This is a genomic window from Wolbachia endosymbiont (group B) of Ennomos erosarius (genome assembly GCF_964026905.1).
In the GTDB taxonomy this organism is placed as follows: domain Bacteria; phylum Pseudomonadota; class Alphaproteobacteria; order Rickettsiales; family Anaplasmataceae; genus Wolbachia.
The window spans coordinates 789,011-812,348 of record NZ_OZ034708.1 but is presented as its reverse complement, the minus strand read 5'-3'; the positions used below and the strand labels follow the sequence as shown (position 1 = coordinate 812,348).

Annotated in this window: 30 protein-coding genes, 1 tRNA gene and 1 pseudogene; 14 read left to right on the top strand and 18 right to left on the bottom strand. The window is 34.1% G+C overall.

Features of this window, described 5'->3' with window-relative positions; genetic code table 11:
* Positions 1-20: 20 nt before the first annotated feature.
* Positions 21-404: a hypothetical protein gene (locus AAGD95_RS04250; RefSeq protein ID WP_341818293.1), complete on the bottom strand. Its 384-nt coding sequence runs from the start codon at positions 402-404 to the stop codon at positions 21-23.
* 145 nt (positions 405-549) lie between these two features.
* On the opposite strand from AAGD95_RS04250, the gene AAGD95_RS04245 reads away from it, so the two are divergent.
* A complete protein-coding gene (locus AAGD95_RS04245) occupies positions 550-1,392 on the top strand; it encodes an IS982 family transposase (protein ID WP_341818192.1) in 843 nt (280 codons plus the stop codon).
* 112 nt (positions 1,393-1,504) lie between these two features.
* Here AAGD95_RS04245 and AAGD95_RS04240 read toward each other — a convergent pair whose 3' ends face one another.
* The 3 genes from AAGD95_RS04240 to AAGD95_RS04230 form a co-directional block, all read right to left on the bottom strand.
* Positions 1,505-2,437, bottom strand: a complete 933-nt coding sequence (locus AAGD95_RS04240; protein WP_341818834.1) for an outer membrane protein — start codon at positions 2,435-2,437, stop codon at positions 1,505-1,507.
* A 67-nt stretch (positions 2,438-2,504) separates the two neighbouring features.
* Entirely contained in the window at positions 2,505-3,740 is a 1,236-nt protein-coding gene (gene mtaB / locus AAGD95_RS04235; protein WP_341818292.1) for a tRNA (N(6)-L-threonylcarbamoyladenosine(37)-C(2))-methylthiotransferase MtaB, read from the bottom strand.
* Positions 3,741-3,947: 207 nt separating this feature from the next.
* A complete protein-coding gene (locus tag AAGD95_RS04230; protein ID WP_341818291.1) occupies positions 3,948-4,367 on the bottom strand; it encodes a transposase in 420 nt (139 codons plus the stop codon).
* A gap of 15 nt (positions 4,368-4,382) precedes the next feature.
* Between AAGD95_RS04230 and AAGD95_RS04225 the strand changes: the two genes are divergently transcribed.
* From AAGD95_RS04225 to secF, 3 genes are all read left to right on the top strand, one after another.
* The gene (locus tag AAGD95_RS04225; RefSeq protein ID WP_410542088.1) at positions 4,383-5,234 is read left to right on the top strand and encodes an IS982 family transposase; all 852 of its coding nucleotides are present in this window, start codon (positions 4,383-4,385) and stop codon (positions 5,232-5,234) included.
* On the top strand, positions 5,116-5,940 hold the full coding sequence (locus AAGD95_RS04220; protein WP_341818290.1) for a hypothetical protein: 825 nt from the start codon (positions 5,116-5,118) through the stop codon (positions 5,938-5,940). Before AAGD95_RS04225 ends, AAGD95_RS04220 begins: the two co-directional genes overlap by 119 nt.
* Positions 5,941-6,148: 208 nt before the next feature.
* A complete protein-coding gene (gene secF / locus AAGD95_RS04215) occupies positions 6,149-7,024 on the top strand; it encodes a protein translocase subunit SecF (protein ID WP_341818288.1) in 876 nt (291 codons plus the stop codon).
* Between the two features lie 6 nt (positions 7,025-7,030).
* On the opposite strand, the gene AAGD95_RS04210 is transcribed toward secF, so the two are convergent.
* The gene (locus tag AAGD95_RS04210) at positions 7,031-7,546 is read right to left on the bottom strand and encodes a TIGR02281 family clan AA aspartic protease (RefSeq protein ID WP_341818287.1); all 516 of its coding nucleotides are present in this window, start codon (positions 7,544-7,546) and stop codon (positions 7,031-7,033) included.
* Positions 7,547-7,680: 134 nt separating this feature from the next.
* Here AAGD95_RS04210 and yidC point away from each other — a divergent pair, with 134 nt between their 5' ends.
* From yidC to nusB, 3 genes are read left to right on the top strand one after another with little or no spacing between them, the layout of a single operon-like run.
* Positions 7,681-9,399 (top strand): membrane protein insertase YidC, encoded by a 1,719-nt coding sequence (yidC, locus tag AAGD95_RS04205; RefSeq protein ID WP_341818286.1) that lies wholly within the window; start codon positions 7,681-7,683, stop codon positions 9,397-9,399.
* Positions 9,377-9,805 carry a 6,7-dimethyl-8-ribityllumazine synthase gene (locus AAGD95_RS04200; RefSeq protein WP_341818285.1) on the top strand — a complete coding sequence of 143 codons (429 nt, stop codon included), beginning with the start codon at positions 9,377-9,379 and terminating at the stop codon, positions 9,803-9,805. The genes yidC and AAGD95_RS04200 overlap by 23 nt, the downstream gene beginning before the upstream one ends.
* Positions 9,805-10,287 (top strand): transcription antitermination factor NusB, encoded by a 483-nt coding sequence (gene nusB / locus AAGD95_RS04195; RefSeq protein WP_182366495.1) that lies wholly within the window; start codon positions 9,805-9,807, stop codon positions 10,285-10,287. Before AAGD95_RS04200 ends, nusB begins: the two co-directional genes overlap by 1 nt.
* Before the next feature lie 118 nt (positions 10,288-10,405).
* On the opposite strand, the gene AAGD95_RS04190 is transcribed toward nusB, so the two are convergent.
* From AAGD95_RS04190 to AAGD95_RS04175, 4 genes are all read right to left on the bottom strand, one after another.
* Positions 10,406-10,753 carry a hypothetical protein gene (locus AAGD95_RS04190; protein WP_341818284.1) on the bottom strand — a complete coding sequence of 116 codons (348 nt, stop codon included), beginning with the start codon at positions 10,751-10,753 and terminating at the stop codon, positions 10,406-10,408.
* Between the two features lie 31 nt (positions 10,754-10,784).
* Positions 10,785-11,027, bottom strand: a complete 243-nt coding sequence (locus tag AAGD95_RS04185) for a hypothetical protein (protein ID WP_341818283.1) — start codon at positions 11,025-11,027, stop codon at positions 10,785-10,787.
* A 78-nt stretch (positions 11,028-11,105) separates the two neighbouring features.
* Positions 11,106-11,567: a dUTP diphosphatase gene (gene dut / locus AAGD95_RS04180; protein ID WP_006279458.1), complete on the bottom strand. Its 462-nt coding sequence runs from the start codon at positions 11,565-11,567 to the stop codon at positions 11,106-11,108.
* Positions 11,568-11,744: 177 nt separating this feature from the next.
* Complete coding sequence (locus AAGD95_RS04175; protein ID WP_410542089.1) at positions 11,745-12,596, bottom strand: IS982 family transposase; 852 nt, start codon at positions 12,594-12,596, stop codon at positions 11,745-11,747.
* A 65-nt stretch (positions 12,597-12,661) separates the two neighbouring features.
* Between AAGD95_RS04175 and AAGD95_RS04170 the strand changes: the two genes are divergently transcribed.
* Entirely contained in the window at positions 12,662-13,069 is a 408-nt protein-coding gene (locus tag AAGD95_RS04170) for a transposase (RefSeq protein WP_341818282.1), read from the top strand.
* A gap of 278 nt (positions 13,070-13,347) precedes the next feature.
* Here the strand turns inward: AAGD95_RS04170 and argB are convergent, their stop codons facing one another.
* The gene (gene argB / locus AAGD95_RS04165) at positions 13,348-14,259 is read right to left on the bottom strand and encodes an acetylglutamate kinase (protein WP_341818281.1); all 912 of its coding nucleotides are present in this window, start codon (positions 14,257-14,259) and stop codon (positions 13,348-13,350) included.
* A gap of 3 nt (positions 14,260-14,262) precedes the next feature.
* A complete protein-coding gene (gene yihA, locus AAGD95_RS04160) occupies positions 14,263-14,856 on the bottom strand; it encodes a ribosome biogenesis GTP-binding protein YihA/YsxC (RefSeq protein WP_015588868.1) in 594 nt (197 codons plus the stop codon).
* A gap of 98 nt (positions 14,857-14,954) precedes the next feature.
* On the opposite strand from yihA, the gene prfA reads away from it, so the two are divergent.
* Entirely contained in the window at positions 14,955-16,034 is a 1,080-nt protein-coding gene (prfA, locus tag AAGD95_RS04155) for a peptide chain release factor 1 (RefSeq protein ID WP_007548640.1), read from the top strand.
* A 397-nt stretch (positions 16,035-16,431) separates the two neighbouring features.
* Here prfA and AAGD95_RS04150 read toward each other — a convergent pair.
* From AAGD95_RS04150 to AAGD95_RS04125, 6 genes and pseudogenes are all read right to left on the bottom strand, one after another.
* A pseudogene (locus AAGD95_RS04150) lies at positions 16,432-17,282 on the bottom strand (IS982 family transposase).
* A gap of 136 nt (positions 17,283-17,418) precedes the next feature.
* Complete coding sequence (gene lipA / locus AAGD95_RS04145) at positions 17,419-18,282, bottom strand: lipoyl synthase (RefSeq protein WP_265025512.1); 864 nt, start codon at positions 18,280-18,282, stop codon at positions 17,419-17,421.
* Entirely contained in the window at positions 18,275-18,589 is a 315-nt protein-coding gene (gene rpmB / locus AAGD95_RS04140; RefSeq protein WP_265025513.1) for a 50S ribosomal protein L28, read from the bottom strand. Before rpmB ends, lipA begins: the two co-directional genes overlap by 8 nt.
* 37 nt (positions 18,590-18,626) lie before the next feature.
* A complete protein-coding gene (locus AAGD95_RS04135) occupies positions 18,627-18,968 on the bottom strand; it encodes a DUF721 domain-containing protein (RefSeq protein ID WP_010082513.1) in 342 nt (113 codons plus the stop codon).
* 456 nt (positions 18,969-19,424) lie between these two features.
* Positions 19,425-19,556, bottom strand: coding sequence for a hypothetical protein (locus tag AAGD95_RS04130; protein WP_265015624.1), 132 nt, complete (start codon positions 19,554-19,556; stop codon positions 19,425-19,427).
* 114 nt (positions 19,557-19,670) lie between these two features.
* Complete coding sequence (locus AAGD95_RS04125) at positions 19,671-20,522, bottom strand: IS982 family transposase (protein ID WP_410542088.1); 852 nt, start codon at positions 20,520-20,522, stop codon at positions 19,671-19,673.
* Positions 20,523-20,537: 15 nt separating this feature from the next.
* On the opposite strand from AAGD95_RS04125, the gene AAGD95_RS04120 reads away from it, so the two are divergent.
* Genes AAGD95_RS04120 through AAGD95_RS04105 form a run of 4 tightly spaced genes read left to right on the top strand, consistent with a single transcriptional unit; the run spans position 20,538 to position 22,079 of the window.
* Complete coding sequence (locus tag AAGD95_RS04120; RefSeq protein WP_341818280.1) at positions 20,538-20,687, top strand: hypothetical protein; 150 nt, start codon at positions 20,538-20,540, stop codon at positions 20,685-20,687.
* Positions 20,624-21,031 carry a RadC family protein gene (locus AAGD95_RS04115; RefSeq protein WP_341818279.1) on the top strand — a complete coding sequence of 136 codons (408 nt, stop codon included), beginning with the start codon at positions 20,624-20,626 and terminating at the stop codon, positions 21,029-21,031. Before AAGD95_RS04120 ends, AAGD95_RS04115 begins: the two co-directional genes overlap by 64 nt.
* Positions 21,032-21,083: 52 nt before the next feature.
* Positions 21,084-21,935 (top strand): IS982 family transposase, encoded by an 852-nt coding sequence (locus AAGD95_RS04110; protein ID WP_410542095.1) that lies wholly within the window; start codon positions 21,084-21,086, stop codon positions 21,933-21,935.
* 6 nt (positions 21,936-21,941) lie between these two features.
* Positions 21,942-22,079, top strand: a complete 138-nt coding sequence (locus AAGD95_RS04105) for a JAB domain-containing protein (RefSeq protein WP_341818833.1) — start codon at positions 21,942-21,944, stop codon at positions 22,077-22,079.
* A gap of 253 nt (positions 22,080-22,332) precedes the next feature.
* Here the strand turns inward: AAGD95_RS04105 and AAGD95_RS04100 are convergent.
* Positions 22,333-22,409, bottom strand: a tRNA-Arg gene (locus tag AAGD95_RS04100).
* A 147-nt stretch (positions 22,410-22,556) separates the two neighbouring features.
* Here AAGD95_RS04100 and AAGD95_RS04095 point away from each other — a divergent pair.
* Entirely contained in the window at positions 22,557-23,285 is a 729-nt protein-coding gene (locus AAGD95_RS04095; protein WP_265034347.1) for an ABC transporter ATP-binding protein, read from the top strand.
* Positions 23,286-23,338: the final 53 nt, after the last annotated feature.

The window sequence follows — 23,338 nt, the reverse complement described above, 5'->3', positions numbered from 1 at the left end:
CTTGCCTTTTCTATTCTCCTTTAATCCAGAATTCGCGTTTCTAGTATTTCCTCCTTTTTATCATTACCTAGTCCACTGCTAAACCCCTGACACTTTTTCTCAAGAGCTAAGCGTGTAGCTATGATATACATTACTGTTTCAGGTGAGACCTTTGGTAATTCATTTCGGACTTTTTCTTGTTCTTCTTCAGAAAAATTACTGAGGTTTTCCCTGGCCATTTCAGGAAATTTTTGAGTAATCGTTTCTTTTATCATTCCACCAACTTCCTGTTTATTTAGTGTAATAACTACCGATGGATGCAAGCCAGATAAAGACTCAACCATTTTATTATATGTTCCACCAGCACAACTTTGACCGTGATTACCATAAGTTGTTGCTGCATCTATAAGACCTTTAATAAACATATCCTTTCTGTTTTTTATGTCCTCATCACTTAAAACGCGAATTCTGGATTAAAGGAGAATAGAAAAGGCAAGAAAACAGGGTAAACTCAGCAGTTATAAAAAAACAGATGAGGTTAACCATGGAAGATATAACAAACTGTTTTGTTTGGTCGATGATTTTTGCAGAGATATAGAGAAAAATTTTGCAGGTAAACTACTGCCAAATGGTAAAAAACCCACAAGAACAACGGAAATTGAGCACTCCGAAATCATGACAATAATCCTGCTATATCAACAATCTCCGTGTAAAAATTTCAAAACTTTCTATCTACATTACCTAACGTTGCTCTACAAATCAGAGTTTCCAAAGTTGCCTTCATATACCAGGTTTGTTGCTCTAAAGCCTAGGGTTTTGTGGCATTTAGCAATGTTGTTGCATTGGCTTTGTGGACAGTCAGAAAACACTGGAATTTCATATATAGACACAACTCCCATTGCAGTTTGTCATGCAAAAAGAATATCCAAAAACAAAGTTTTTGCTGGAATTGCAAAATTAAGCAAGAGTACTTACGGCTGGTTTTTTGGTTTCAAATTACATATGGTAATCAATGAAAATGGTGAAATTCATTCACTTACGCTAACAAAAGGCAATGTTGATGATAGGATACCTGTGCCAAATCTGACGGAAAAATTAACCGGCCTTTTGTTTGGTGACAAAGGTTATATTGCAAAAGAGCTTTTTCAGAAGCTGTTTGACCGAGGTTTGAAACTTGTTACCAAGGTGAAAAAAGGTATGAAAAATGCATTGATTTCGCTAAATGAGAAGATTTTACTGAGAAAAAGGTCTATCATTGAGACTGTTTTTGGTTACCTAAAAAATAGACTAGAAATTGAACACACTCGCCATAGATCCCCTGTTAATTTTTTGGTTCATATCTTTTCTACTCTCATTTCCTATTCCATCAAATCCAAAAAGCCTTCTATTTCCTATACTTTCTTCCTTCCTTAATCCAGAATTCGCGTTAGAACAGTAGAAACTGTCATTTTTTTAAAAGCAACAATCGTACCAACATTTGGTTTGTTAGACAGAAAAGATAAGAATTTATATATATATTAAATCATTACTGAAAATTAAATATCAAACCAACTTCAATATTGTGAGTAGATATGTCATCTGCAACAGGTATCGGAATGCTAAAGTAACGATAGCCGAGAAAGGTTTTGACTTCTGGGATTATTGAATAATCAACACCAAGTTTTATTTGATAAGCAAACCAAGGAACATTGAGTGGCATTGAATTTTGGGGTGACCCATTAATCCTTTTTAATCTAAAAACTGTTGGCCCTATGCCAAGACCGATGTACGGAGCAAATTGTGTATCCTGAACGCTGGGATTATAATAGAAGTTTAACAAAAACGCAAATATACTTGCTGATTTATCAAATACCAGAGGAGAAGTACTATCTTCAATATTGACTCTAGAATACATGGCTTCAAAATCAACTCGGCCATTTTCTCCAGCATAGTAACCTAAAGATATGCTGTTAAGCCACTGGAAATCAATTTTACCATCAAATTGCTGTATACTTTTAATTTCATTTGCCGCTATATTTTTTATTATAAAACCATAATGACTTTCAACTAAAGTTAGGACTCTTTTCCCTATTTCTTGTATACCCTTTACAAATGTTTCTGAATTATCATGGTATACCTTACCACCGTTAGCGCTAACATAAAAATCAAGTTTTTTTGATTTTTCTTTTGTAGGCTCAGCTTGATCTGCAATACGTGACCACATATTTTTCTGATCAGCTACTTGGAGAATAGAAGGTTGCTTAATAGGACTACTTTCAAGTTCTTGATATTTTAAATCATTTATTAGTATTTCTTTTTCAGTAACCTCTTCAGAACGTATTACACTTTCATTATTGTCTGTTTCTAATTTTAAGGGTTGTACTTGCTCAATGTGTGTACTATTACTAATATAAGTAATAAAAAAATAGACACATGGAATGAAAATTAAAAATAAAGCAATAGATATTTTAGTTATCACAAATGAACCCATAATTATCATTTATAGTATAACTACTATATCATATATTTCTTTAATGTACAAAAAATTAAGGTAAGATACTTCCGATTAGATAATTATTTTCCACTCTTTTAACATTAACTTTCACAATACTCTTGGCTTGAGCTTTTGATTCAAGCTTTACTAATGCAAAATTTTCTGTTCTACCGATATGATTTTGCTCAACCAGAACACTTTGTTCAGTGCCTATCAAAGATTGATAAAAGCTACTCATCATTTCTCTATTCATTTCTCTTAAATTTTTTACTCGTTCTTTACGCACATTCTCTGGTACTTGTGGCATTCGTGCAGCAGGTGTATTCTTCCGCTCTGAATATGGAAAAGCATGTAGGTAAACTATATTTGTTTTTCTCAGTAAATCAACTGTATCCTGAAACATTTCATCAGTTTCTGTTGGAAATCCAGCAATAATATCAGCGCCAAATGCTATATTAGGCCTCAAGCTCTTCATTTTATGACAAAATTCTATCACTTGTTCTCTGTTGTGACGACGCTTCATTCTCTTTAGTATTAAATTATTACCAGATTGTAGACTCAAATGTAAATGAGGCATAAGTCTTGACTCATTAGCTATTAAATCCATTAATTCGTCGTCAACTTCAGCAACATCGATAGAGGAAAGTCTTAGTCTCTTCAACTCTGGTATATCTTTTAAAACTCTCCTAATCATTGAACCAAGTGATGGCTTACCCAACAAATCTGTACCAAAGTCAGTAATATCAACACCTGTAAACACTACTTCTTGATATCCATTTTCTATAAAGATCCTGATTTGCTCTATAATACTGTTTATTGGCACAGATCGATTATTCCCTCTTGCCTCAGTAATTGAGCAAAATGTGCAGCTATGATTACAACCATTTTGAATTTCAATAAATGCCCTTGATTTATCTTCAAATCCATTAATTAGAACAGGTTCTGACTTGTTTACTTGGTTATCACTGACTAAGATTTTATCATCATTTAGTAAGTAACTTTCAGCTTTTAGCTTATCTTGATTACCGAGCACTTTACTTACACCAGGAATATCACTATACGATTCAGGATCCAACTGAACAGCACAGCCAACTACGATAATTTCTTTACTTGGGTCATTTTTATAGATCTTACGTATTTTTTGCTTTACTTGACGTTCTACTTCGTTTGTCACTGCACAGCTGTGCACCACAACAACATTTTCTCTCTTTGCTTTTTTTAATGCTTCTTTGATTAACTCACTCTCGTAAAAATTTAGACGACAACCAAATGTTATCACTTCATTCATGCTAGTATTCTTTAGACCTTACAATTTAAATTATATCAAACATCCAAGCAAAGTCATTAAGCCTCTTGCATGACCATTGTTTTGGTAGATAAATGCTATGCAAGCAGCGGACACTGGTTTTCATCCAAGAGGGTGTCATCCAAGTAGCCGACACTGGGATGGCTTTGTTGCATAGCAACGTAAGTTTTTTTTCCAGAGTAAATAATTTTATGCGACTATTTCAAATTTAGGCATACCAATTGCAGTAAATTTGTTCATTAAGTAGCATTTAATAAGTAGTTCCTTCTCTCTATTTGTCTCAGATTTATTCTTAAAACTAAACCCAAATATTCGCTTCAACCTTGAGAAAAATTCTTCAATATACGATCTTTTTCCGTAATTTACTTCTTCTTTCCATCTTTTTATACCATTCTCACCATGTAATTTCATTAACTGAATAGCGGCATTTCTATCAAGCATATAATCCAATTTTGGATGCTCTGCTGCGTTGTTTTTCGGAGGAATTTTCGTTTTTATGCCATATTGATTACACTGCTTAAGACGCGAATTCTGGATTAAAGGAGAATAGAAAAGGCAAGAAAACAGGGTAAACTCAGCAGTTATAAAAAAACAGATGAGGTTAACCATGGAAGATATAACAAACTGTTTTGTTTGGTCGATGATTTTTGCAGAGATATAGAGAAAAATTTTGCAGGTAAACTACTGCCAAATGGTAAAAAACCCACAAGAACAACGGAAATTGAGCACTCCGAAATCATGACAATAATCCTGCTATATCAACAATCTCCGTGTAAAAATTTCAAAACTTTCTATCTACATTACCTAACGTTGCTCTACAAATCAGAGTTTCCAAAGTTGCCTTCATATACCAGGTTTGTTGCTCTAAAGCCTAGGGTTTTGTGGCATTTAGCAATGTTGTTGCATTGGCTTTGTGGACAGTCAGAAAACACTGGAATTTCATATATAGACACAACTCCCATTGCAGTTTGTCATGCAAAAAGAATATCCAAAAACAAAGTTTTTGCTGGAATTGCAAAATTAAGCAAGAGTACTTACGGCTGGTTTTTTGGTTTCAAATTACATATGGTAATCAATGAAAATGGTGAAATTCATTCACTTACGCTAACAAAAGGCAATGTTGATGATAGGATACCTGTGCCAAATCTGACGGAAAAATTAACCGGCCTTTTGTTTGGTGACAAAGGTTATATTGCAAAAGAGCTTTTTCAGAAGCTGTTTGACCGAGGTTTGAAACTTGTTACCAAGGTGAAAAAAGGTATGAAAAATGCATTGATTTCGCTAAATGAGAAGATTTTACTGAGAAAAAGGTCTATCATTGAGACTGTTTTTGGTTACCTAAAAAATAGACTAGAAATTGAACACACTCGCCATAGATCCCCTGTTAATTTTTTGGTTCATATCTTTTCTACTCTCATTTCCTATTCCATCAAATCCAAAAAGCCTTCTATTTCCTATACTTTCTTCCTTCCTTAATCCAGAATTCGCGTTTCTAGAGGAGAAAAAGATATTACAAGTAATATCGGAGGGTGCAACTTTAAATAAATTTACTAAAGAGAGGTACGATGATTATGTAAATTGTATTTACAGAGAAAAAGAGATTTTAAGTCAAAGGAATAAAAATATTTTAGGACTTAATAATTTAGCATATGAAAGTATTGTAAACAAAAGCAAGCAGACTCAAAATGTATTAGGAGTAGACAAGGATAATGGATATTTTTGTATAGAATACTCGCAAGATAGTATTGTTGAAGTTGCAGAAATCCTAAACAATGAAAAAGCCAAAGGCTTAAATTTAAGAGTTGGCATACTCAAAATTGGAGAAAGTATAGTAAGAGTTGAAAATGTAGAAGAAATAGGGGGAAAAAGAAATTACATGGATGTCTCAAAAGGTGGTATTGAAATGTCTTTTACCACTGAGGTAGGAGAGATAAGTATTTATCTAAGTCCTAGTGAGAAAGGCAGCAATAAAATAAAAGTAGAGATTGATGAGGAAAATAGAGCAAGGCTTAACAAGTTAAAAAATAAGGGAAAAAGTTTAGGGGAAAACTGTCTTTTTGGGGGAAAAAGTGTTGAGGAAGCTATAGAGCATGAAAGTTTTGAAAGGTATGGCAGTGTATCTAACACTGCTATGAAGGAACCTAGCTTAGGTTGCGTTGCTAACATAGCAAGGGGGGGATAAGCTTGCAGAGATAAAATAGATGGGCCAAATTGGCGGTATTTTGCTCTTGTAATGTACTTCAAAATTGCAAAGTTTGCACTAGATAGAACTTAATTGACAGACAAGAATCAACTGACAGAAAAATTTACATAGTTAAACAACCACAGAATAAACTAGTGAATTTTTTGAAAAGTATATAAAATTCAAGTGATTACTTTAAGTAAATAGCATGGCACTTAGACTCATTCCAGATAACCTCAATATCAAGTTTAGTAAATATAGGGATTTGACTGCATTAATTAGCATTATTCTTATCATCTTTTCAATGTTCACTGTTGTGCTGCGTGGAGTGAACTTAGGCATAGACTTTGCAGGCGGAATTTTGATAGAGATAAAATCTTCAGATGAGAATCACTCTATTCTCGATGCATTAAAAGGAAATGGTTTTACAGTGCAGAGTTCAAAAGCGGGTGACAATTTAGTCATGCGTTTTAAAGATGAAGGAGATGAAAATAAAATCAAAAAGATAAAAAGCATACTAGAAGAAAAGCTGGGGAGCTCAATAAGCTATCGTAAAATAGACTATGTTGGCCCACAAATAAGCTCAACACAAATATTTGAAGGAATGTTATCCATGTTGATCGCGATTGTTGGAATATTTTTTTACGTTTGGTTTAGATTTAATTGGCAATGTGGATTCAGTGGAATAACAGCACTGATTCATGACGTGATTTTAACTGTTGGTTTTATTAGCCTAACTGGCATTGAGTTTAATATTTCATCAGTTGCAGCTCTCCTCACTGTCATTGGTTATTCAATCAATAACTCAGTAATTATATACGATCGAATTCGAGAGTATTGCAAGAGTGGTAAAAGTGGGCGGATGAGTGAGATAGTAGATGCAAGTATCAACGCTACATTATTTCGCACTATATTAACCTCGGGTACAACCCTTCTTGCTGCTCTTCCTTTGGCATTAATCTGCACAGATGAAGTGAAAGACTTCAGCTTGATCATTTTTTTTGGTATTTTGATTGGCACTTGTTCTGCAATATTTATTTCTGCTCCTATATTAACCTACAGAGCTTTGATAAGCAGATTGTAGAAGTGTTTAGTCGCGGTATAATATCAACTTATTATCTCTTATAGTGAAATGAAAATACCTTAAAAAGCTCATTCCAAGTAGTGAATAAGACATAGAATGAGTGTTAACGCTTGCCTGTACATCATTAATCAAAAAATTTCCTATTTTAACTTGAGGTATTTGGACCACTCCAGCTTTTATTTGACCTTTCGCAGTTTCATATATTTTAAAATCCTGAACGTTTTGTAAGTTAATACCAGCATGTAATGCGTCTTTTTGTGATAGAACAATATCGGTTGCTCCAGTATCAAGCAAAAACGTTATATTGCTATCATTGACTTGAGCCTGAATATAAAAGTGTCCATCATATGACTTCGTAAATTCAATACTTCCACTATTCTGACCGCTATTTTGAATTCTTCCTTTATATGGTAAAAAAGTACTGAGAAATCTGTCGCTTAGTTTGTCCCTTTGTGAATCAATAAGCATTGCAGTAGTGGCTATTATTAGCAACCAAATAACTAGATTTTTCACCGCGTTCATATTGTCAAAATTTGAAGCTATTAAAATAAATTTTAAAGATCAGCGTTAAAAGTTATTATTAAAAATAAGTAAATTTCATTGTTTTAGTACAATATTTAGTATACACTTTAAGAAGATATGTTTGATTTAATTTCATGTCAGAAGCAAAAAGTTTAATTTTAGCAGCTATCCTTTCCATGTTGATCATGGTATTTTGGCGTATTATTTATGATAATTTTTTTAGTGCAAACCAAAATCAGCCATTGATTGAAAATATTGAACATATCGAATCTTTTAACGACCTTGCTCCTATAATACACCAAAATCGTTCTGAAATTATTAATTCTACTCGAGAACAGAGGGTTAGTTTAACCAATAACATGATTAAAGGATCAATTTCTCTGAAAGGTGCAAGGTTTGATGACTTAATTTTAACTAATTACCACTTAGAACCGAGTTCTTCTTCTCCACAAGTGGTGTTACTGTCACCCGCAGAATCAAAAGATATATATTTCGCAGAATTTGGGTGGCTCGATCCGAATAACAAAATTAAAGTTCCAGATTCTAAGACAGTCTGGCAAGCTGATGGGGCTGAACTGACTAATCAAAAAGTAGTTAATTTATTTTGGGACAATGAGAATGGCATTGTGTTTAAAATGAAAATTAGCCTTGACGATAACTACATGTTTAAAATTGAGCAGATTGTTGAAAATAACACAAAAGATAATGTAGTTTTGGTTCCTTATGGTAAAATTAACCGTAAACGTGACAATATCAACGAATCTTATTGGATATCCCATGAAGGAGTACTGGGTGCATTTGATAATAAACTAGAGGAGTGGAAATATAAGGATATTTCCAAAAAACATTTAGTAAAAGCAAGCACGAGTGAAAGAAATTGGTTTGGTTTTGCTGATAAATACTGGCTTACAGCCATCATACCTGAGAAATCCGATAAAATAAATGTAAGCATTAAACACACAAACGTTAATAATACTGATAAATTCCAAGTAGATTTTGTCAAACCTTACAAGAGCATACTTCCTGGTGCAAGCATTTCTAATGTGAATTATTTTTTTGCTGGAGCAAAAAAGTTGAATTTACTGGATTCTTATAAGGATACTCTCAATATACCTTTATTTGATAAAGCTGTAGATTTTGGTGTTCTTTATTTTATAACCAAGCCAGTGTTTTTACTGCTTGAATATTTTAACTTCGTTTTAAAAAATTTTGGCTTAGCAATATTATTGCTGACTTTAGTAATCAAACTTTTGATGCTTCCCTTATCTAATAGATCACATATTTCGACACTTAAGATGAAAAGCCTGCATCCTGAAGTAGCTCGTATAAAGGAGCTGTATAAAAGTGATAGTTTAAAGCAGAGTAAGGAAATAACTGCATTATACAAGAAAAATAATGTAAGTCTAATGTCAAACATCTTTCCTGCGCTAATACCAATGCCGGTATTTTTTGCTCTATATAAAGTGTTATTTGTTACTATAGAGATGAGACACGCCCCTTTTTATTTATGGATTAAAGATCTTTCAGCTCCTGATCCAACGAACATTTTTACATTATTTGGGTTGTTTAATTACAATTTCCCTATTTCTATAGGTATTTTGCCTATAATTTTTGGTATTACTGTGATAATTCAGCAGAAGCTAAATGAGAAAGATCAAACTAGCAAAGATAACACTCAAGTAAATGCTATGAAGTTTGTACCTTACATTTTTGTCTTTATTTTTTCTTCTTTTCCTGCTGGCCTGGTAATATATTGGATATTTAGTAATATTATAACTTTAATTCAACAATCATTAATAAAGTTGTTTTTAACGAAAAAAGTGGTAGTGAATGTCGAAAATACTAATAGTTAATTCAATTTATTATACTGAAATAGCGAACCTTTTGCTTGAGGGTGCAATTGATAAATTCAAAGGAAACAATGTTGATTATGAGATAATTGAAGTCCCTGGTGCATTTGAGATACCAGCTACAATTCTTTTTGCAGTCAAAAGCAAGAATGATAATTATGACGGTTATTTAGCTCTTGGGTGCGTGATTCGCGGTGAAACCGATCACTATCAATATGTTTGTAAAGGAGTAATCGAAGGCTTAAATGAAGTTATTATGCATTATGCAATGCCCCTTGGTATGGGCGTAATTACCGCTAACAGCAAAGATAAAGCACTAGTTAGAGCTGACAAAAACAAAAAGAACGTTGGTGGCCATGCAGCCTCAACTGTTTTGCGTATGATAGATTTACACAATAAATTAAAATAATGGAGGAAAAACCAGTAGATAAAAAGTGGCGCATAAAAAGAAGCACGGCAAGATTTCTTGCTGTACAAATTGCTTATTCAAATATTTTCGTAGGTTACAACAAAAGCACTTTTAAACTGGAAAATTGTGAGCTTAAGGACTACATAAGTAAGTTGAGAGATATATTTGAATGTGAAGAATTTGAACATCAGTTCTTAGAAAACTTGTTATATAAGGTTATAAAAAACAGTGAAGAATATGATAAAATAATAGAGTCTTACTTACACCCAAGCTGGTCCCTTTCACGGTTAAATCTTATAAGCTTATCTATTTTGCGTGTTGCAATATGTGAGTTGATTAATTGCGATACGCCAGTTCCAGTTGTCATTAATGAATATACTAACATTGCATCTGATTTACTTGATAAACCAAGCGAAATTGGCTTTATTAATGGGTTATTGGATAAGGCAAAAGATGCAGTTAAATTAAATAAAAATCCTTAGCAGCTTCTCACAACTATATAAAAGTTAAGGCAATTTCCATAATGAATAATGTCGTTTGAACTAAAAAAATAAAGAGGCAGACTTAGCCTGCCTCTTTTACTTCACTTGGCCATACTGTCTATTTTCCTTGTTGTTGAGAAGCAACTTGTTCAACAGAAATAAGTTGGCCTAAATAAGTGTTAACCTCTTCAGCACCCTTTTTGTCTAAACCTAATGTTTTACTCCACTTTGTTTCATTTACTGTCTCGAACTTACCTTCATCGTTTTTCTCTTTTAGTGAATCTATCTTGAAGAGTAAAGTATTGCCTAGCGTCTTGGTAAGCTGATCAATATCAACAATAATACGGTAGTTCTTGCCTTCTAAGCTGAAGTCTATATAATATTTATCCTTTTCTACCTTACCTTCTTCATCTTTAACTTGGTTATTCCTTGCAATTTCCCTAAATGCGTCTTCTGTTACTAGCAACCCATCCTTAATAACCTTCAGAGCTTTCAACTCAGATTATTTCGTTATTTTTGCTGATAGCATATATTGCTAAATAAGTCAGCGCAGCAGCAACAAATGCTAAAACGCCCATTCCAAGTGGTGTAGCTGCAAAAGCTGCTAGCTTGCAAGTTGAAGGCCTCCAAAGCGGTGTTGAAAGTATTGCTAATCCACCTATAACGTATATAGCAGTAAATGCAACAAATACAGTGTTTGCTTTGTGGAGCTGGCCACAATGATTTTTGAAAGTTAGCATAAACGACTTCATTTAATAAAATATTAATATGCTTAAATTGTGTATAAAAGAACTGTCATAGTCAAGCTTTTTCGTAAGCTACCTGCCGCTTGAGCCAAAGCCCCCTGCATTGCGACCGGTTTCTTCTGCGCAGAATTCTTCTCTGTCATCCCAAATTACCTGAGATACAGGAGAAATAAGGATTTGTGCGATTCTATCTCCTCTTTTTATTTCGTATGGCTGATTACTTAGATTAATTAGACAAATTTTAACTTCACCTCGATAATCAGAGTCTATAGTGCCCGGAGAATTTAAGACAGTGATTCCATGTTTTGCAGCAAGACCAGAACGTGGGCGGATTTGCCCCTCAAAACCGTTTGGTATTGCAATCACAATTCCAGTTGGAACAAGTAATCTTTCAAGTGGATTTAAAACAGCAGAATCATTCAATGCAGCATAAAGATCCATGCCAGCACTCTGCGTAGTTGCATAACATGGAAGAGACAAGTCTTCTCCGTGTGATAATCTTTTTATTTCTACTTTAATTTTACTTCTTTGCACTCCAATTTACCATCTATGAAGACTCAATTATAGCATGTAAATTGTATCTGCAAAAGTGATAAATGTTACATCGTAAATGATGTCATTCCAGCGCGTGACGCTAGGCCATAAAATTCCTTGACAAGTTCAGTGCTCCTTTTTTTGTCATCCCAGTGCCCCTATGACGCGAATTCTGGATTAAGGAAGGAAGAAAGTATAGGAAATAGAAGGCTTTTTGGATTTGATGGAATAGGAAATGAGAGTAGAAAAGATATGAACCAAAAAATTAACAGGGGATCTATGGCGAGTGTGTTCAATTTCTAGTCTATTTTTTAGGTAACCAAAAACAGTCTCAATGATAGACCTTTTTCTCAGTAAAATCTTCTCATTTAGCGAAATCAATGCATTTTTCATACCTTTCTTCACCTTGGTAACAAGTTTCAAACCTCGGTCAAACAGCTTCTGAAAAAGCTCTTTTGCAATATAACCTTTGTCACCAAACAAAAGGCCGGTTAATTTTTCCGTCAGATTTGGCACAGGTATCCTATCATCAACATTGCCTTTTGTTAGCGTAAGTGAATGAATTTCACCATTTTCATTGATTACCATATGTAATTTGAAACCAAAAAACCAGCCGTAAGTACTCTTGCTTAATTTTGCAATTCCAGCAAAAACTTTGTTTTTGGATATTCTTTTTGCATGACAAACTGCAATGGGAGTTGTGTCTATATATGAAATTCCAGTGTTTTCTGACTGTCCACAAAGCCAATGCAACAACATTGCTAAATGCCACAAAACCCTAGGCTTTAGAGCAACAAACCTGGTATATGAAGGCAACTTTGGAAACTCTGATTTGTAGAGCAACGTTAGGTAATGTAGATAGAAAGTTTTGAAATTTTTACACGGAGATTGTTGATATAGCAGGATTATTGTCATGATTTCGGAGTGCTCAATTTCCATTGTTCTTGTGGGTTTTTTACCATTTGGCAGTAGTTTACCTGCAAAATTTTTCTCTATATCTCTGCAAAAATCATCGACCAAACAAAACAGTTTGTTATATCTTCCATGGTTAACCTCATCTGTTTTTTTATAACTGCTGAGTTTACCCTGTTTTCTTGCCTTTTCTATTCTCCTTTAATCCAGAATTCGCGTTAACAAAAGGCAATGTTGATGATAGGATACCTGTGCCAAATCTGACGGAAAAATTAACCGGCCTTTTGTTTGGTGACAAAGGTTATATTGCAAAAGAGCTTTTTCAGAAGCTGTTTGACCGAGGTTTGAAACTTGTTACCAAGGTGAAAAAAGGTATGAAAAATGCATTGATTTCGCTAAATGAGAAGATTTTACTGAGAAAAAGGTCTATCATTGAGACTGTTTTTGGTTACCTAAAAAATAGACTAGAAATTGAACACACTCGCCATAGATCCCCTGTTAATTTTTTGGTTCATATCTTTTCTACTCTCATTTCCTATTCCATCAAATCCAAAAAGCCTTCTATTTCCTATACTTTCTTCCTTCCTTAATCCAGAATTCGCGTCTATGATGTCATTCCAGTCTGGAATCTAGTCCTTATTATGCAGCCACTTGGTTGAAATTAAGTCTTCTGGATCCCAGTATCTGGGCACTGGGATGACATCATAAGGGCGCTGGGATGACACCCTGACAACCATCATCCCGCTACTTGTTAGCGGGATCTAGAGATACCGCGAATGAATCGCGGTATGACGTAGATTGCTGTCATTCCAGTGTCAGCTACTTGAATGACACCCTCTTGGTATTCGTGTAGTTGCAAGCAGTATAGCTATAAATCACTCACAATCGATATGCTTGAATTACTCTCAGTAAATAAATCAAGCATAATGTTAGGTATTCTACCATCAACTATGTGAACAACTCCAGCACATTCCTCCGCCATTTTAACGTATGCCATAAGCCTTTCAATAAATTTTTCCCCTTTAATTTTCCCACAATCAATCGATGCATTTAAATTTTTAACAGATATCTTCCTGCCACCAATTTTATCTATTTCTTCATCTGTGTCACTCAAGATTATCATTTTAGATGCAGAAACTGCGATTGCGATTGCGCTTGCAGTGCTATCGGCATCAATATGATATGTTTCCCCATCTTTTCCATGACCAATTGGTGCAATAACTGGTATAAAATCTGATTCTTCAATAAAAAATAATATATCAGGATTGATTTCAGTGGGTCTACCGATGAACCCCATGTCTAATATCTTTTCGATATTATTTGATCTATCTTCTCTAAGCGTAGCGGTTATTTTTTCGGCTTTAATTAAGTGACCATCTTTTCCACATAATCCAATAGCTGAACCACCAGCAGAATTTATATGCTGAACAATTTTTTTATTAACTGAACCACACAGTGCCATTTCAATGATTTTCATAGTGTCTTTGTCTGTAAGTCTGATACCATTCACAAATTTACTGTCCATACCCAGCACTTTTAACACCGAGTTAATTTCATATTCTCCGTCATGAATTATTACCGGATTTATACCAAGCTGCTTCAACAAGACAACATTATGCACAAAAGTATTAAATAGTGTTTCATCTAAGATTATTGTACCACCGCATTTAATGACAAAAGTCTCGCCTACAAAGCTAGGTATGTTAGATAGCACTTCAAGTAATATTTCTGCTTTTTGTTCAAATGATACCTCACCCTTTAAAAATTCACTACTCTTCATTTTTTATCTTGTAAACTTGAAAAACTCATCTCTTACCTTGGTTATTTTATGCTTAACACGGATGCTCATTTGATGAATTGACACATTCTCATTATTAATCCATTTTTGAATATCTTCTATAACAGCACCTAAGCTTTTTTGACTTACTTTATCTATTTTTGTTAGTACAATGTTAAAGTTAATGTTATTATATATTAACCAATAAATGAAGTCTTTGTCTATTTCTTTTAATCCTACCTTGCTATCTATCAACACAAACACTCTTCTTAGATTTCTTCTTTGAATTAGATAATACTCAATTAAGTTTAAATATTGTATAATTTCCTCCTTACCTGCATGAGAATAACCATACCCTGGTAGATCAACAAGCCTGAACTTATCATTGTACATAGAGTAAAAATTTATTTGTCTAGTGCATCCAGGTTTAGAGGAAACTCTGGCAGCTTTTTTGCTGTTTATCAGTAAGTTGATCAGACTGGATTTTCCTACATTTGATCTACCAGCAAACGCAATCTCTGGAGCCGATTCATCTGGTAATGTTTTTATGTCCGAAGCTCCAAATATGAAATTGCAGTTTGATGTTATCTGTTTTGCCATTATATTCAACTAGAAGGTAGTAGGTATATTATAGTGTTATTGCTTGATATAAGAAATTTTTTATTTCAGTATATATTACTTAGCTAGATCTGTGCTATATGGATATGGAAAATAATTTACAAGACTTAAAGAAAAAATTTAATGATATAGAGAGGAATTTGGAAAATCCTACCAATTTAAGTCAAAAAGAATTCATTACCCTTTCAAAGGAATACTCTGAGCTCAGGCCAATAATCAAGATAATTGATGAATATAACACGCTGAAAGAGGAAATTTCAGACTTAGAAGAAATAATGAAAGATGAAAACAGCGAAGGTGATATAAAAGAGTTAGCAAAAGAAGAATTCTTCGAAAAGCACAAGGTATTATTACCAAAAATAAAAGCAAAATTAAAGTTAGCATTATTGCCCAAAGATGAAGATGACTCAAGAAATGCAATATTAGAAATTAGAGCAGGTACAGGCGGAGAAGAAGCAGCATTATTTGCAGCAATGTTATTTCGTATGTATCAAAAATATGCAGAAAGAAGAAATTGGAAGTTCGAGCCAATAAGCATTTCTAATACAGGTATAGGTGGCTATAAGGAAGCTTCTGCACTCATTAATGGAACAGAAGTTTTTGCAAGGTTGAAATTTGAATCAGGGGTGCACAGAGTACAGAGAGTGCCAGAAACTGAATCCTCAGGAAGGTTGCATACCTCTGCCGCTACTGTTGCGATATTACCTGAAGTAGAAGAGGTTGACTTTAAAATAGAAGAAAAAGACTTACGCATAGATGTTTATAGATCCAGTGGCCCTGGAGGGCAGTCAGTGAATACAACTGACAGTGCTGTAAGAGTTACTCATTTACCAACAGGAATAGTTGTAATACAGCAAGATGAAAAATCGCAGCACAAAAATAAAGCTAAAGCGCTCAAAGTATTGAGGGCAAGGCTATACGAAATTGAAAGACAAAAAAAAGAAATGGAAAGGTCAACAATGAGAAAAAGTCAGATTGGCTCTGGGGATCGCTCCGAGCGCATAAGAACATATAACTTTCCACAATCAAGAATAACAGATCATAGAATTAATCTAACTTCACATCGGCTAGAGCAGATTATAAAAGAAGGTGAACTAGATGAATTTATTGAGGCATTAATTTCACGTAATGAAGCAGAAAGATTGGCCGGAGAGAGTTAAAATTGATTAAACAATTCTGCAATTGTTTTTTAATCAAAACAGGCTTATACACGTACTCTGCTTGTAGTTCTTTTCACAGAGATCTCAAACCCTCTAATACTTAATGCTAAGACTAATCTATTTTTTTTAAATATTTCTATTGATTTCTTGATAAATATTAATATAACATTAATGTACTGATTAATAGTGGTGGTAGAGAAATGCATAATAGTCCTAATGATATAAGCAGTGAAGTAATTCAAGAATTGAACGATTCAGCGAGATGCAGGCGAATAAACAAATTTAGAGAGACGTTTAATAGCCTCAGTAACTACCATAAACAGTATTACCTTAACATAACAACACTGAAGGGTCATACTAGAGCTATGTTTTTTATGTTTCAAACGCGAATTCTGGATTAAGGAAGGAAGAAAGTATAGGAAATAGAAGGCTTTTTGGATTTGATGGAATAGGAAATGAGAGTAGAAAAGATATGAACCAAAAAATTAACAGGGGATCTATGGCGAGTGTGTTCAATTTCTAGTCTATTTTTTAGGTAACCAAAAACAGTCTCAATGATAGACCTTTTTCTCAGTAAAATCTTCTCATTTAGCGAAATCAATGCATTTTTCATACCTTTTTTCACCTTGGTAACAAGTTTCAAACCTCGGTCAAACAGCTTCTGAAAAAGCTCTTTTGCAATATAACCTTTGTCACCAAACAAAAGGCCGGTTAATTTTTCCGTCAGATTTGGCACAGGTATCCTATCATCAACATTGCCTTTTGTTAGCGTAAGTGAATGAATTTCACCATTTTCATTGATTACCATATGTAATTTGAAACCAAAAAACCAGCCGTAAGTACTCTTGCTTAATTTTGCAATTCCAGCAAAAACTTTGTTTTGGATATTCTTTTTGCATGACAAACTGCAATGGGAGTTGTGTCTATATATGAAATTCCAGTGTTTTCTGACTGTCCACAAAGCCAATGCAACAACATTGCTAAATGCCACAAAACCCTAGGCTTTAGAGCAACAAACCTGGTATATGAAGGCAACTTTGGAAACTCTGATTTGTAGAGCAACGTTAGGTAATGTAGATAGAAAGTTTTGAAATTTTTACACGGAGATTGTTGATATAGCAGGATTATTGTCATGATTTCGGAGTGCTCAATTTCCGTTGTTCTTGTGGGTTTTTTACCATTTGGCAGTAGTTTACCTGCAAAATTTTTCTCTATATCTCTGCAAAAATCATCGACCAAACAAAACAGTTTGTTATATCTTCCATGGTTAACCTCATCTGTTTTTTTATAACTGCTGAGTTTACCCTGTTTTCTTGCCTTTTCTATTCTCCTTTAATCCAGAATTCGCGTTTATAGTAAAAATTAATTTGAATTAACATAAATATTAACGACAGGCCTTGAGCCTGTTAAAATCTTCTTCAGCGTGGTATGATGACCGAGTTAGTGGGCTTGATGCAACCACTAAGAAACCTTTGGAGTAAGCAATGTATTTATAATGCTCAAACTCTTCTGGGGTAACATACCTATCAAGTTTTGCATGTTTTGGAGTTGGTTGTAGATATTGACCAATTGTAATAAAATCAACTTCAGCACTGCGCAAATCGTCCATAACCTGAAGTATTTCCTCTTTTTTTTCTCCAAGACCAACCATAAGCCCTGACTTTGTGAAAACTTTAGGATTAATCTGCTTTACCATCTTCAGTAAATATAGTGAATGAAAATAGCGAGCTCGTGGTCTTATTTTTGCATACAATCTCGGCACTGTTTCAATATTGTGGTTATAGACATCAGGTGATGCAACAGCAATTGCTTCAAATGCTCCTTTCTTATTTAAAAAATCAGGAGTTAAAATCTCTATTGTTGTTTCTGAAGTTATCTTTCTAATTTCTTCTATGCACTTTATAAACTGATTTGCGCCACCATCTGGCAAATCATCACGATCAACAGAGGTAATGACAACATGTTTTAAGTTTAACTTTTTTATCGCTTTTGCTAAATTTTCTGGTTCATGAGGGTCTAGTTTATCAGGAATGCCAGTTGCAACGTTGCAAAATGCACAAGCACGAGTGCAAACAGAACCAAGAATCATCACAGTAGCATGACGTTTATTCCAACATTCACCAATATTTGGACATGCAGCTTCTTCACATACCGTATGTAAGTTATGCAGTTTAACGATGTTTAAAGTTTCATTGAATACTTCACCGGTCGGAGCTTTTGCTCTGAGCCATTGAGGTTTGCTATGCATCTGAAACGGCTAACTCTACCTCTTGCTTTACTAAAACTTTTTTCAACCTTCTTTTTATCTTCTGCGCTTTCTCACTTAGTTTAATCGTTCTTGTGTTGAGCAAAAAAGCATCTAAATCACCTTTGTAATCTATAGTTCTCAAAGTTCTTGTTGCCACACGAAATCTAAACTTTTTATTCAATAGATCACTTGTTAACGTAACCTTATGTAAATTTAAAAGAAAGGTACGCTTTGTTTTACGATTCGAATGTGATACCTTATTACCAAAAGATTTTTTTCTATTTGTTAATTCACAAACTCTACTCACTTCAATATACCAAATTATTCTATGTACTTAGATTACCTTATATAGTCAAATAGTCAATACTCTCTTGCTTAATTTTTATACCATATACTGCTTTGTAGCCAAAAAATATCGTAATTTTTTCTATTATAAGAGAAATCATATGCTGAATTTCTAATGCTTTACTGCCATTTGTTACTACCAGATGCAATACACCCGAATTTATATTCTGTGCATATGAGATCTTTTTCGGTTTTGTACACTCTGCTATTTCTTTCCCTACTATATTTCGCCAGTTTAAAATCAGACGTATTTCATTTTTGCTAATCTTATTTTTCATGCATTTTAATGCGTAATTTTCAATTATAGACTTTAATTTTTTTGGACCGCTACGTTTGAGCATTTTTCTGTTTTGTTTCTAGTATAACTAAATAAGTAAGGTTTACTACTACATTGGATTTCCTCAGTGCCAAATCCAAGTAGCTAACACTGGGATGACAACCTTCTAACTACTTTACAAACCTCTAGCCTCACACCATAAAAGCAGTATTTTTATGTAACAATCTACCTTAACGTAGCACTTGTTAAGTAAGTCGTTCCATTCAAAAATTTTTGTTTTGCCTCATAATTAACCTTCTAGCTGTTTTAATTGTAATTAGTTAAATTATTATTAACCTGAGTGAATTTTAAATTAGATTTAAAAAGTACAGTATTGTCTAAAATGAATGATATACGGTGTCCGAATTTTAGACTCCTTCTTTTTTGTTGTCATCCCAGCTGGGATCCATTTTTCTTTTTTTTCTGGATTCCAGCGGGCTTTGTTGCATAGCACCTTAAGCAGTGATGGTTTACGACAAATTTATGTAATGATTTCAAATTTAGCCATACCAATATCAGTGAATTTGTTGAGCAAATAGCACTTAATTAGTAATTCTTTTTCACGATTTACTTCAGATTTATTCCTAAAGCTAAATCCAAATACTTGCTTCAACCTTGAGAAAAATCCTTCTATGTAAGATCTCTTTCCATAAATTGCTTTCTTTTTCCACTCTTTTACACCATCTTGTCCATATAATTTTATTAACCTAATAACGCGAATTCTGGATTAAGGAAGGAAGAAAGTATAGGAAATAGAAGGCTTTTTGGATTTGATGGAATAGGAAATGAGAGTAGAAAAGATATGAACCAAAAAATTAACAGGGGATCTATGGCGAGTGTGTTCAATTTCTAGTCTATTTTTTAGGTAACCAAAAACAGTCTCAATGATAGACCTTTTTCTCAGTAAAATCTTCTCATTTAGCGAAATCAATGCATTTTTCATACCTTTTTTCACCTTGGTAACAAGTTTCAAACCTCGGTCAAACAGCTTCTGAAAAAGCTCTTTTGCAATATAACCTTTGTCACCAAACAAAAGGCCGGTTAATTTTTCCGTCAGATTTGGCACAGGTATCCTATCATCAACATTGCCTTTTGTTAGCGTAAGTGAATGAATTTCACCATTTTCATTGATTACCATATGTAATTTGAAACCAAAAAACCAGCCGTAAGTACTCTTGCTTAATTTTGCAATTCCAGCAAAAACTTTGTTTTTGGATATTCTTTTTGCATGACAAACTGCAATGGGAGTTGTGTCTATATATGAAATTCCAGTGTTTTCTGACTGTCCACAAAGCCAATGCAACAACATTGCTAAATGCCACAAAACCCTAGGCTTTAGAGCAACAAACCTGGTATATGAAGGCAACTTTGGAAACTCTGATTTGTAGAGCAACGTTAGGTAATGTAGATAGAAAGTTTTGAAATTTTTACACGGAGATTGTTGATATAGCAGGATTATTGTCATGATTTCGGAGTGCTCAATTTCCGTTGTTCTTGTGGGTTTTTTACCATTTGGCAGTAGTTTACCTGCAAAATTTTTCTCTATATCTCTGCAAAAATCATCGACCAAACAAAACAGTTTGTTATATCTTCCATGGTTAACCTCATCTGTTTTTTTATAACTGCTGAGTTTACCCTGTTTTCTTGCCTTTTCTATTCTCCTTTAATCCAGAATTCGCGTTGGAAGCACTGCAAAACGTTGATGGTGTCAGCAATGCAGCGATATCTGCCATCTTTTGTGTAAAACAAGCCTTTGTTCGTTCTGCAAGAGAAGAAATAAAAGACCTGCCTATAATCGATAACTGGGAAAAATTGCTTGATTATTTAAGAATAAGTATAGGAAGCCTCAATAAGGAAAATTTTCGCGTCATCTATATGAATAAAAAGTATCGTCTAATAGCGGAAGACCTGCAAAACATTGGTACAGTAGATCAAACTCCTCTTTATGTCAGAGAGATCATCAAGCGCGCACTTTTGATTGGTTCAACGTCCATTGTAATATCTCACAATCATCCAAGCGGAGATACACAACCTTCAAACGCGAATTCTGGATTAAAGGAGAATAGAAAAGGCAAGAAAACAGGGTAAACTCAGCAGTTATAAAAAAACAGATGAGGTTAACCATGGAAGATATAACAAACTGTTTTGTTTGGTCGATGATTTTTGCAGAGATATAGAGAAAAATTTTGCAGGTAAACTACTGCCAAATGGTAAAAAACCCACAAGAACAACGGAAATTGAGCACTCCGAAATCATGACAATAATCCTGCTATATCAACAATCTCCGTGTAAAAATTTCAAAACTTTCTATCTACATTACCTAACGTTGCTCTACAAATCAGAGTTTCCAAAGTTGCCTTCATATACCAGGTTTGTTGCTCTAAAGCCTAGGGTTTTGTGGCATTTAGCAATGTTGTTGCATTGGCTTTGTGGACAGTCAGAAAACACTGGAATTTCATATATAGACACAACTCCCATTGCAGTTTGTCATGCAAAAAGAATATCCAAAAACAAAGTTTTTGCTGGAATTGCAAAATTAAGCAAGAGTACTTACGGCTGGTTTTTTGGTTTCAAATTACATATGGTAATCAATGAAAATGGTGAAATTCATTCACTTACGCTAACAAAAGGCAATGTTGATGATAGGATACCTGTGCCAAATCTGACGGAAAAATTAACCGGCCTTTTGTTTGGTGACAAAGGTTATATTGCAAAAGAGCTTTTTCAGAAGCTGTTTGACCGAGGTTTGAAACTTGTTACCAAGGTGAAAAAAGGTATGAAAAATGCATTGATTTCGCTAAATGAGAAGATTTTACTGAGAAAAAGGTCTATCATTGAGACTGTTTTTGGTTACCTAAAAAATAGACTAGAAATTGAACACACTCGCCATAGATCCCCTGTTAATTTTTTGGTTCATATCTTTTCTACTCTCATTTCCTATTTCATCAAATCCAAAAAGCCTTCTATTTCCTATACTTTCTTCCTTCCTTAATCCAGAATTCGCGTTTCAAATAGCGATATATCTCTCACTAGACAACTAGCAGAAGCTTGCCAAAGTATAGGAATAGAATTAATAGATCACATTATTATTACATTCAGTAGCTATTTTAGTTTCAAGGAAAATAGGTTATTGTGAAAGCTTTTATAGCTACAGTAACTTAGGTTTACCGACAATCGTCATCCCGCTACTTGTTAGCGGCTAAGAGATACCGCGGCGGTATAGTAACTCGTCATTCCGCTACGTGTTAGCAGCTGAGATACCGCGGCGGTATGACGTGTTGCTTGGGCCAGCTATACATATTAACTTAAAGGGAATTTATATCTCAAAACCGCAAAAAAAGGTGTGTGTATTTGTGAAAAAAAATCTCCATGAAATTTGTGAAGCAATGTGGTGGGACTAGTGCGATTCGAACGCACGACCTTCGGATTAGGAGTCCAACGCTCTATCCTGCTGAGCTATAGTCCCGTGTTTCCTACCATTCATGTAAAGTTATAGCAAAAAATCCTTTCTTTTCTAGATTTCTTGCATAACCAATTTATGACGACAAAAAACATTTCTGTACTTCTTGAGTATAATGCTATTATATTTAATAACATGGTTCAAGTAAGATTAATGCTAGTTAACAACATTGGTTATTTCTATAACAATCAAAACGACTTTGCTTTAAACAATATAAACATTAAAGTAAAGAAAGGAAATGTTGCATGTTTATTGGGGCATTCTGGCTGTGGCAAGTCAACAATTTTGAAATTAATTGCGGGGATAGAAAATCCAAAATCTGGAACTATTTTTATAAATGATAGGTTAGTTGCAAGCAATAAGGCATCAGTCACTATAGAGCATAGAAATATCGGATTGATTTTTCAGCATTCTGCATTATTCCCTCATAAAACAGTAGTAGAAAATATAACCTTTGCTATCCGCAGCTCTTCCAAGAGAGAAAAGCACCTAATTGCATTGGAAATTTTGAAGTTACTTAATATAGAAAAATACGAAAATATGTACCCTAACGCCTTATCTGGAGGACAGCAACAATTAGTTGCAATAGCAAGAGTGATGGCACAAAACCCTGATGTTGTGTTGTTAGATGAACCATTTTCTAATTTAGATATACTGCTCAAGTGCCGAATAAGACAACATATATTGTCCCTTTTTAGAAGTAAAAATATCCCTGTGCTAATGGTAACTCATGACCCGCAAGAAGCATTGAAAGTTGCAGATTTTATCTACGTAATGAAAAATGGTAAAATTATTCAATCAGGAGTTTCTAGCGATATATACCATAGGCCTAAAGATGATACGCTAGCAAAGTTTTTTAGTGAGCTCTCTTCTACTCTATAGTTAAGCGAAAAGTTTCCACTTATTCGCTGCAAGAAAATAATCTAGTCTGGAAT

Bases quoted from the DNA above. Each gene is read 5' to 3' on its own strand.
- AAGD95_RS04185 (WP_341818283.1), bottom strand. From the start codon at position 11,027: ATGCTAACTTTCAAAAATCATTGTGGCCAGCTCCACAAAGCAAACACT.
- nusB (WP_182366495.1), top strand. From the start codon at position 9,805: ATGGAGGAAAAACCAGTAGATAAAAAGTGGCGCATAAAAAGAAGCACG.
- yidC (WP_341818286.1), top strand. From the start codon at position 7,681: ATGTCAGAAGCAAAAAGTTTAATTTTAGCAGCTATCCTTTCCATGTTG.
- AAGD95_RS04230 (WP_341818291.1), bottom strand. From the start codon at position 4,367: ATGGTTAACCTCATCTGTTTTTTTATAACTGCTGAGTTTACCCTGTTT.
- AAGD95_RS04200 (WP_341818285.1), top strand. From the start codon at position 9,377: ATGTCGAAAATACTAATAGTTAATTCAATTTATTATACTGAAATAGCG.
- AAGD95_RS04095 (WP_265034347.1), top strand. From the start codon at position 22,557: ATGCTAGTTAACAACATTGGTTATTTCTATAACAATCAAAACGACTTT.
- prfA (WP_007548640.1), top strand. From the start codon at position 14,955: ATGGATATGGAAAATAATTTACAAGACTTAAAGAAAAAATTTAATGAT.
- AAGD95_RS04135 (WP_010082513.1), bottom strand. From the start codon at position 18,968: ATGCTCAAACGTAGCGGTCCAAAAAAATTAAAGTCTATAATTGAAAAT.
- lipA (WP_265025512.1), bottom strand. From the start codon at position 18,282: ATGCATAGCAAACCTCAATGGCTCAGAGCAAAAGCTCCGACCGGTGAA.
- secF (WP_341818288.1), top strand. From the start codon at position 6,149: ATGGCACTTAGACTCATTCCAGATAACCTCAATATCAAGTTTAGTAAA.
- AAGD95_RS04120 (WP_341818280.1), top strand. From the start codon at position 20,538: ATGGTTAACCTCATCTGTTTTTTTATAACTGCTGAGTTTACCCTGTTT.
- argB (WP_341818281.1), bottom strand. From the start codon at position 14,259: ATGAAGAGTAGTGAATTTTTAAAGGGTGAGGTATCATTTGAACAAAAA.
- yihA (WP_015588868.1), bottom strand. From the start codon at position 14,856: ATGGCAAAACAGATAACATCAAACTGCAATTTCATATTTGGAGCTTCG.
- AAGD95_RS04210 (WP_341818287.1), bottom strand. From the start codon at position 7,546: ATGAACGCGGTGAAAAATCTAGTTATTTGGTTGCTAATAATAGCCACT.
- mtaB (WP_341818292.1), bottom strand. From the start codon at position 3,740: ATGAATGAAGTGATAACATTTGGTTGTCGTCTAAATTTTTACGAGAGT.
- AAGD95_RS04250 (WP_341818293.1), bottom strand. From the start codon at position 404: ATGTTTATTAAAGGTCTTATAGATGCAGCAACAACTTATGGTAATCAC.